At 74.9% G+C, this 8,104-nt stretch carries 7 protein-coding genes; all 7 read left to right on the top strand.

The features are described from left to right. Window positions 1–221: 221 nt before the first annotated feature. Window positions 222–1,307: a hypothetical protein gene (locus ACFV0G_RS21190; protein ID WP_380549888.1), complete on the top strand. Its 1,086-nt coding sequence runs from the start codon at window positions 222–224 to the stop codon at window positions 1,305–1,307. 242 nt (window positions 1,308–1,549) lie between these two features. Then, the gene (gene ald / locus ACFV0G_RS21195; protein WP_380549891.1) at window positions 1,550–2,665 is read left to right on the top strand and encodes an alanine dehydrogenase; all 1,116 of its coding nucleotides are present in this window, start codon (window positions 1,550–1,552) and stop codon (window positions 2,663–2,665) included. A 467-nt stretch (window positions 2,666–3,132) separates the two neighbouring features. Next, window positions 3,133–4,287, top strand: a complete 1,155-nt coding sequence (locus ACFV0G_RS21200) for a ParA family protein (protein ID WP_380549894.1) — start codon at window positions 3,133–3,135, stop codon at window positions 4,285–4,287. 41 nt (window positions 4,288–4,328) lie between these two features. Further along, entirely contained in the window at window positions 4,329–4,778 is a 450-nt protein-coding gene (locus ACFV0G_RS21205; RefSeq protein ID WP_380549897.1) for a hypothetical protein, read from the top strand. 82 nt (window positions 4,779–4,860) lie between these two features. After that, window positions 4,861–5,784 (top strand): segregation and condensation protein A, encoded by a 924-nt coding sequence (locus tag ACFV0G_RS21210; protein WP_380549900.1) that lies wholly within the window; start codon window positions 4,861–4,863, stop codon window positions 5,782–5,784. Between the two features lie 290 nt (window positions 5,785–6,074). After that, window positions 6,075–6,737, top strand: coding sequence for an SMC-Scp complex subunit ScpB (gene scpB, locus ACFV0G_RS21215; RefSeq protein WP_380549915.1), 663 nt, complete (start codon window positions 6,075–6,077; stop codon window positions 6,735–6,737). A gap of 25 nt (window positions 6,738–6,762) precedes the next feature. Continuing rightward, a complete protein-coding gene (locus ACFV0G_RS21220) occupies window positions 6,763–7,998 on the top strand; it encodes a pseudouridine synthase (RefSeq protein WP_380549903.1) in 1,236 nt (411 codons plus the stop codon). Window positions 7,999–8,104 lie beyond the last annotated feature (106 nt).

The raw sequence follows: 8,104 nt of genomic DNA on the forward strand, positions 1-8,104 counted from the left end.
GCCCGCGCGGGGGGCCCCGGGCCCGCGGCGGGGGGGGGGGGGCTCCCCCTGGCGCTGTGCGAGCGGGCGCGGCCGGCCCCGCCCGCCGCGGCAAGGACGGCGCCGGGCGCCCCGCACCGGACGGCACCCCGGCCGGCGGGACGCCCGCACCGGCCGGGCCCGGCCCCGCCGCACGGGGGCGCTCCGGCAACCGCCCGGCCCCCGTGGAGGGGCCCGTCCCGGTGCCCGACGGGGAACCGCTGCGCGCCGCGTTCGACCTGGTCTACCGGGAGCTGCCGGCGGCCCAGGCCCGGATGCTGCGGATGCTGACCCTCGCCCCCGCCCAGCTCGCCGACCAGCGCACCGCCTCCGCACTCCTCGGGTGCCCGGCCCCGGAGGCCGGCCGGCTGCTGGCCGCGCTGGCCGGCCTCGACCTGCTCACCACCGAGCGCACCGCCGGGGACGGCACCGACCGCTACCGGCTGCCCGGCCGCCTCTACCCGCGGCTGGCCGAGCTGCGCGACGGCGCCGACCGGCCCGCCGAGGTCGAGCTCGCCCGGGCCCGCCTGCTGGAGCGCCTGATCAGGATGGTCGAGTCGGCCCACGCGCTGCTGGCCGCGGGCGACGGGCCCCGGCCGGAGCCGCTGCCCGGGCCGCTGCGCCTGCGCAATGCCGCGCACGCGGCCGGCTGGCTCCGCGAGGAGCGCGAGCTGCTGCTCACCGCGGCGGCCGACGCGGTCGCCGGCGCCGACCTGGACGGCTCGGCCGGGCGGCTGGTCGCCGCCCTGCTGCGGGCGCTGCCCGCGGCCGGCGCGGCGCTCCCCGCCGACCTGCACCGGCTGCACCTGCTGGTGCTGGCGGTCGCGGAACGCGCGGGCGCCCCGAGCCGGGCGGCCGCCGCACTGCTCAACCTCGGCGACCTGCAGGCCGGCGCCGGCCGCGGGGAGGAGGCCGCCGCGCGCTACCGGGACGCCCTCGACCGGGCCCGGCAGACCGGTGACGAGCTCGGCTGTGCCCGCGCACTGGAGAGCGCGGCGGGCTGCTACCGGGCGCTCGGCGACCCGTTGCGCGCCGGGGATTCGTACGGGCGGGCGCTGGCCCTGCGGCAGGGGCTCGGGGACGCGGCGGCGGAGGCCCGGCTGCTGGCCCGGGTGGCCGAGGCGCACACCGCGCAGCGCCGGTTCGAGGAGGCGCTGCGGGAGTACCGGGCCGCCCTCGGGATGCTCCGCCGGCTGGGCGACGCCCGCGGCGCGGCCCTGGTCTCGCAGGCCCTGGACCGCCTCCAGCAGCAACTCGCAGGCGAGTGGAATCACCCGTTTGCGGAGTAGTGTCTGATATGCGGCACTCGTAGCCCTTTGGTGGCAACGGCGTCGTGCAAGCCTACGAACCTGCCAATGAGTCCAGCAGATTTATTCACTTTGGAAGGCTGACGGATCCGCTGGGCTTCATTACACTCGACAGCAGTCGCGCAGCGAACCGTGCCCCGGCGTATCCGGGGCCCTCCCCCCGTGCGCGCCGCCCGCCGGTCTTCTCCGGTAGGGACCCCCATGGCAAGAGGACGTGTTTAGCCGTGAAGGTCGGCATCCCCCGCGAGGTCAAGAACCACGAGTACCGCGTGGCCATCACGCCCGCCGGCGTGCATGAGCTGGTCCGCAACGGACACGAGGTCTACATCGAGGACAACGCCGGTCTCGGCTCCTCGATCCCCAACGAGGAGTACGTGGCCGCCGGCGCCACCATCCTCCCCACCGCCGACGAGGTGTGGGCCACCGCCGACCTGCTGCTCAAGGTCAAGGAGCCCATCGCGGAGGAGTACCACCGCCTGCGCAAGGGCCAGACGCTCTTCACCTACCTGCACCTGGCGGCCGACCGCGCCGGCACCGACGCGCTCCTCGCCTCCGGCACCACCGCCATCGCGTACGAGACCGTGCAGCTCGCCAACGGCGCCCTGCCGCTGCTCGCCCCGATGTCCGAGGTCGCGGGCCGGCTGGCCCCGCAGGTCGGCTCGTACCACCTGATGCGCCCGGCCGGCGGCCGCGGCGTGCTGCCCGGCGGCGTGCCCGGCACCCACCCGGCGAAGGCCGTGGTCATCGGCGGCGGCGTCTCCGGCTGGCACGCGGCCACCATCGCCATCGGCATGGGCTACGACGTGACCCTGCTCGACCGCGACATCAACAAGCTCCGCGAGGCCGACAAGATCTTCGGCACCCGGATCAAGGCCATCGCCTCCAACTCCTTCGAGCTGGAGAAGGCCGTCCTGGAGGCCGACCTGGTGATCGGCGCCGTGCTGATCCCGGGCGCCAAGGCCCCGAAGCTCGTCACCAACGAGCTGGTCTCCCGCATGAAGCCGGGCTCCGTGCTCGTCGACATCGCCATCGACCAGGGCGGCTGCTTCGAGGACTCCCGCGCGACCACGCACGCCGACCCGACCTTCCAGGTCCACAACTCGGTGTTCTACTGCGTGGCCAACATGCCGGGCGCCGTCCCGAACACCTCCACCTACGCGCTGACCAACGCGACGCTGCCCTACATCGTCGAGCTGGCCAACCGCGGCTGGAAGGAGGCCCTGCGCCGTGACGAGGCCCTGGCCAAGGGCCTGAACGTGCACGAGGGCCAGATCACCTACAAGGCCGTCGCCGACGCCTTCGACCTCCCCTCGGTCGAGCTCGGCAGCGTCCTCGCCTGACGTCTCCTCACCCTCGACGCACCCCCGGCCCTCCCTCCCTGCCCGTCACCGGACAGGAGGGGCCCATCCTCGGGCCGGGGGTGCGGGTGTCTGCCCCGCACCCCCGTCGGCCGTCCGGCCGGCGGGGGTCGCGGCGTGCCCGGGCGGGCTCCGGCCCACCGTCGTGGACCGGCCGGTGACCACCTGGTGGACGGCCGATGTCAATTCCTGTGCATCCGGTCACCCGGCCTGCGGACCTGGTCAGCGCGGGTCACCCGGCCGGGAGGGTCGCGCGCCGCGGATTCGGCGGCTTTCGGGCCCCGGTAAGCCTTGACAGCGACCGCTGCGGGAGCCGACACATCGTGCCCACTACCGTGGATTGTGTTGCTGCGAACGCCTGAAACGGCCTAGAGTCGCAAACCGTCGGCATGCTGCCACGCTGACGTATCGACATAGTGTCCTGGAAGCCCAAGGAGGTAAGACGACTTGTGAATGAGTCGACATTTGCTCCCGGGGGTGGTCAGCCAGGACTGGCGGAGCTCGCCACCGGACAGCCGAACGACGAGTACGCACGGCAGGGCACGGTGGGCACGGCGGAGATCGGCTCGGTCGCACTCCGCACCTTCGAGGCGCGCCAGAGCGGCACGGCGGTCGCCGATCACGACGCCGACCTCGGCGCGTACGGCCTGTCCTACGCCGACCTCGGCTACGGCCCCTACGACGACCCGGACGCCGAGTACGAGCCGGACCCGGAGTACGCCGCCACCCTGGCCCCCGACGCCGCCCGGCAGCGCCGCGAGCGGGTCGGCCCCACCGGACGGCCGCTGCCGTACTTCCCGATCCCCGCGCCGGTCGCCGAGCACGGCCCCGCACAGATCATCGCCATGTGCAACCAGAAGGGCGGCGTCGGCAAGACCACGTCGACCATCAACCTGGGCGCCGCGCTGGCCGAGTACGGCCGCCGGGTGCTGCTGGTGGACTTCGACCCGCAGGGCGCCCTCTCGGTCGGCCTCGGCGTCAACCCGATGGAACTCGACGTCACCGTCTACAACCTGCTCATGGAGCGGGGCCTGACGGCCGATGAGGTCCTGCTGAAGACCGCCGTCCCCGGCATGGACCTGCTGCCCTCCAACATCGACCTGTCCGCCGCCGAGGTGCAGCTGGTCAGCGAGGTCGCCCGCGAGTCCGCACTCGCCCGCGCCCTCAAGCCGCTGCTGCCCGACTACGACTACGTCATCATCGACTGCCAGCCCTCGCTCGGCCTGCTGACGGTCAATGCCCTGACGGCGGCTCACAGCGTCATCGTCCCGCTGGAGTGCGAGTTCTTCGCGCTGCGCGGCGTCGCGCTGCTCACCGAGACCATCGAGAAGGTCTGCGAGCGGCTCAACCCCGACCTGCGCCTGGACGGCATCCTGGCCACCATGTACGACTCCCGCACCGTGCACAGCCGCGAGGTGCTGGCCCGTGTCGTGGAGGCCTTCGGCGAGCACGTCTTCCACACCGTCATCGGACGGACCGTCAGGTTCCCGGAGACCACGGTGGCCGGCGAGCCGATCACCACCTACGCCACCAACTCGGTCGGCGCCGCCGCCTACCGCCAGCTCGCCAGGGAGGTGCTCGACCGGTGCCGCCCCGCCGAGTGAGTCTCCCGGGAGCCGACGAGCTCTTCCGGACCACCGGAGGGATGGCCCTGTCGCCCTCGCTGGGCCGGCCGGCCGAGGCCCCCAGAGCGGAGACCGCACGGCCCGCCGAGCAGGCCGCGCCCGCGGCCGAGCCCGGCGCCGAGGGGACCGAGGCCGACCGGTCGGCGCGCGGTGAGCAGCACCCCGCGGCGGACGGCGCCCGCCGGCACCCGGCCGCCGAGGAGCAGGCCGCCGAGGCCCGGCGCCCCCGCCCCCGCGGGCGCGCCGCACGGCGCCCCTCCGGCCGGGAGCGGCACGACGAGAAGATCACGGTCTACGTCTCCGCCGAGGAGCTGATGGACCTGGAGCACGCCCGGCTGGTGCTCCGCGGCGAGCACGGCCTGGCGGTCGACCGCGGCCGCGTCGTCCGCGAGGCCATCTCGGTGGTGCTGGCCGACCTGGAGCAGCGCGGCGAGGCGAGCATCCTGGTCAGGCGGCTGCGCGGCCGCTGACGGCCCCGCCCGCGGCCGCCGCGGGCGTGTCGCGGCCCCCGGGGGCCCGCCGCCCGGTCCGCCGGGTGAAGATGGTCCGGTCATGACGAGCGAGAGCCGGCCGCCCGACCCGGCCGCCGCCGCCCCCGACCCCGGCGCCCCCGCGGCGGCCGCGGCCCCGGGCGAGCAGCGCGGCGGCTTCCTGGTGCGGCTGGACAACTTCGAGGGCCCGTTCGACCTGCTGCTCGGCCTGATCGCCAAGCACCGCATGGACGTCACCGAGGTGGCGCTCTCCCGGGTCACCGACGAGTTCGTGGCGCACATCCGCGCGATGGGCCCGGACTGGGACCTCGACGCCGCGACCGAGTTCCTGGTGGTGGCGGCCACCCTGCTCGACCTCAAGGCGGCCCGGCTGCTGCCGGCCGCCGAGGTCGAGGACGAGGAGGACCTGGCCCTGCTGGAGGCCCGCGACCTGCTCTTCGCCCGGCTCCTGCAGTACCGGGCGTACAAGCAGGCCGCCGCGCTGTTCGCCGAGCGCTGGGCCGCCGAGCAGCGGCAGCGCCCGCGCACCGTCGGGCTGGAGCCGCACCACGCGCAGCTCCTCCCCGAGGTGGTCATCACGATCGGCCCGGAGGGCTTCGCCGCCCTCGCCGCCCGGGCGATGGTGCCGAAGCCGAAGCCGGCCGTGTACGTCGACCACATCCACACCCCGCCGGTCAGCGTCCGCGAGCAGGCCGAGGTGGTCGTCGACCGGCTCACCGCGCTCGGCAGCGCGACCTTCGGCAGGCTGGTGGAGGACGCCGACAACACCCTCGTCGTGGTCGCCCGCTTCCTGGCGCTGCTGGAGCTCTACCGCGAGAGGGTGCTCGGCTTCGAGCAGCCGGAGGCACTCGGCGAACTGCTGGTGCACTGGGTGGCCGAGGCCGACCGGCGCGTCGAGGTGACCGACGAGTTCGACCGGCCGCCGGGCGAGGGCGCCGAGCGCCCCGGCGGCGACGGCCGCAGCGAGGACGGAGAGTCGCAGTGAGCACCGAGCAGTCGAAGCCCGCCAGGCGCGCCCTGGGCGTGCCCGGCCAGTCCCGCCCCGACGAGTGGCTGGAACCGGCCTACGGCGGCCCTGAGGAGGCCGTGGAGGCCCTCGTCGGGCCCGCGCAGGCCGAGCCCGCGGTTCCGGCCCCCGCCCCGGCCGCGGTACCGGCCCCGGCGGCAGCACCGGCGCCGCGGGCACACGCCCCTGCCGAGGCCGCCGCGGAGGCCGCCGTGGCGGCACCCGCCCGGGTGCCCGCACCGGCCACCGGCACCTCCGAGCCCGAGCCGATGCCCGACCCGGCGCCGCTGCCCGAGCCGGAACCGGACCCCGAGCCGGAGCCGGACCTGCCCGACGAGCCCGAGGTGCCGCTGCGCGCCGCCCTGGAGGCGATCCTGACGGTCGTCGACGAGCCCGCCACCGAGGCGCACCTGGCGGCCGTCCTGGAGCGCCCCAGGGCCGCCGTGGGCGCCGCGCTGCGCGAGCTGTCCGCCGAGTACACCGCCCAGGGCCGCGGATTCGACCTGCGGCTGGTGGCCGGCGGCTGGCGGTTCTACACCCGGGCCGACTGCGCGCCGGCCGTCGACCGCTTCGTCCTGGACGGCCAGCAGGCCCGGCTCACCCAGGCCGCGCTGGAGACGCTGGCGGTCGTCGCCTACCGCCAGCCGGTGTCGCGCAGCCGGGTCTCCGCGGTACGCGGTGTGAACTGTGACGGCGTGATGCGTACCCTGGTACAGCGAGGACTGGTGGAAGAGACCGGATCCGAGCCCGAAACGGGAGCGATCCTGTACCGGACGACCAACTACTTCCTGGAACGGATGGGGCTGCGCGGCCTGGACGAGCTGCCGGAGCTCGCGCCCTTCCTGCCCGAGGTCGACGACGTGGAAGCGGAGTCCCTCGAAGGCACGATGATCGCGGAGGCGGTCGCCGCCGCACAGGAGGGGCTCACCTAGACCGAGACGACGTACGGACAATTTGATGCGTAGCAGTGGCAACGGCAGGAACAGCGGCGGCCAGGGCCGTGGTGGACAGGGCGGGGGCCGGAGCGGCGGTTCGCGGGGCGGTTCGTCGTACGGCGGCTCCCAGGGCGGCCGCGGGCAGGGCGGCGGTGGCCGCGGCGGTCAGGGCGGAGGTTCCTCGTACGGCGGCGGCCGCGGCTCGTCCGCGCCGCGCGGCGGCGAGCGGCGGGACGACCGCCGCGACGACCGGCGCGACGAGCGCCGGCAGTTCCCGGACCGCCCGCCGCGCCCCGAGGAGCGCCGTTACGACCGTCCCGAGTTCGGCGGCGGCCCCAACGCCACCCCGGCCCGCGGCGGCTACTCCACGCGCCGTCCCGCGCCCGCGCCCAAGCCGCGCCGCGAGGGCCAGGGCGCCCCGGGCGACCCGCGCCGCCAGCCGCAGCGCTCCCGAGAGCTCCAGGCCCGGATCGAGGACGCGGTGCTGGCCCGGCACGACAAGCCGGTCGTGAAGACCCCCAAGACCTTCGGCGAGCCCGAGGGCGAGCGCCTGCAGAAGGTCCTCGCCCGGGCCGGCATGGGCAGCCGCCGGGCCTGCGAGGAGCTGATCGAGCAGGGCCGCGTCGAGGTCAACGGCAAGCGCGTCACCGAGCAGGGCAAGCGGGTCGACGCGCAGAACGACGAGATCAAGGTCGACGGCCTGACCGTCGCCACCCAGTCGTACCTGTTCTTCGCCCTCAACAAGCCGGCCGGCGTGGTCTCCACCATGGAGGACCCGGACGGCCGCCAGTGCCTCGGCGACTACGTCACCAACCGCGAGACCCGGCTCTTCCACGTCGGCCGGCTCGACACCGAGACCGAGGGCATCATCCTGCTCACCAACCACGGTGAGCTGGCGCACCGCCTGACCCACCCCCGGTACGGCGTGACCAAGACCTACCTGGCCGCCATCCAGGGCCCGATCCCGCGGGACCTCGGCAAGATCCTGGCCAAGGGCGTCGAGCTGGAGGACGGCTACGCCCGTGCCGACAGCTTCAAGGTGGTCTCCAACGTCGGCAAGAACTACCTGGTCGAGGTGACCCTCCACGAGGGCCGCAAGCACATCGTCCGCCGGATGCTGGCCGAGGTCGGCTTCCCGGTGGAGAAGCTGGTGCGCACCCACTTCGGCCCGATCGCCCTCGGCGACCAGAAGTCCGGCTGGCTCCGCCGCCTCACCAACCCCGAGGTCGGCCAGCTGATGAACGAGGTCGGTCTGTAGGCATTCGCCTTCGAATCGGAGGCCTGCCCGCCCTTGGGGGGGGGGGCCGTGCGGGGGTTAGGCGGGGGGGGCGTGTGAACCACGACGCACCGCCGTGTCATGATGT

This window comes from Kitasatospora sp. NPDC059571 (genome assembly GCF_042735675.1).
In the GTDB taxonomy this organism is placed as follows: Bacteria; Actinomycetota; Actinomycetes; order Streptomycetales; family Streptomycetaceae; genus Kitasatospora.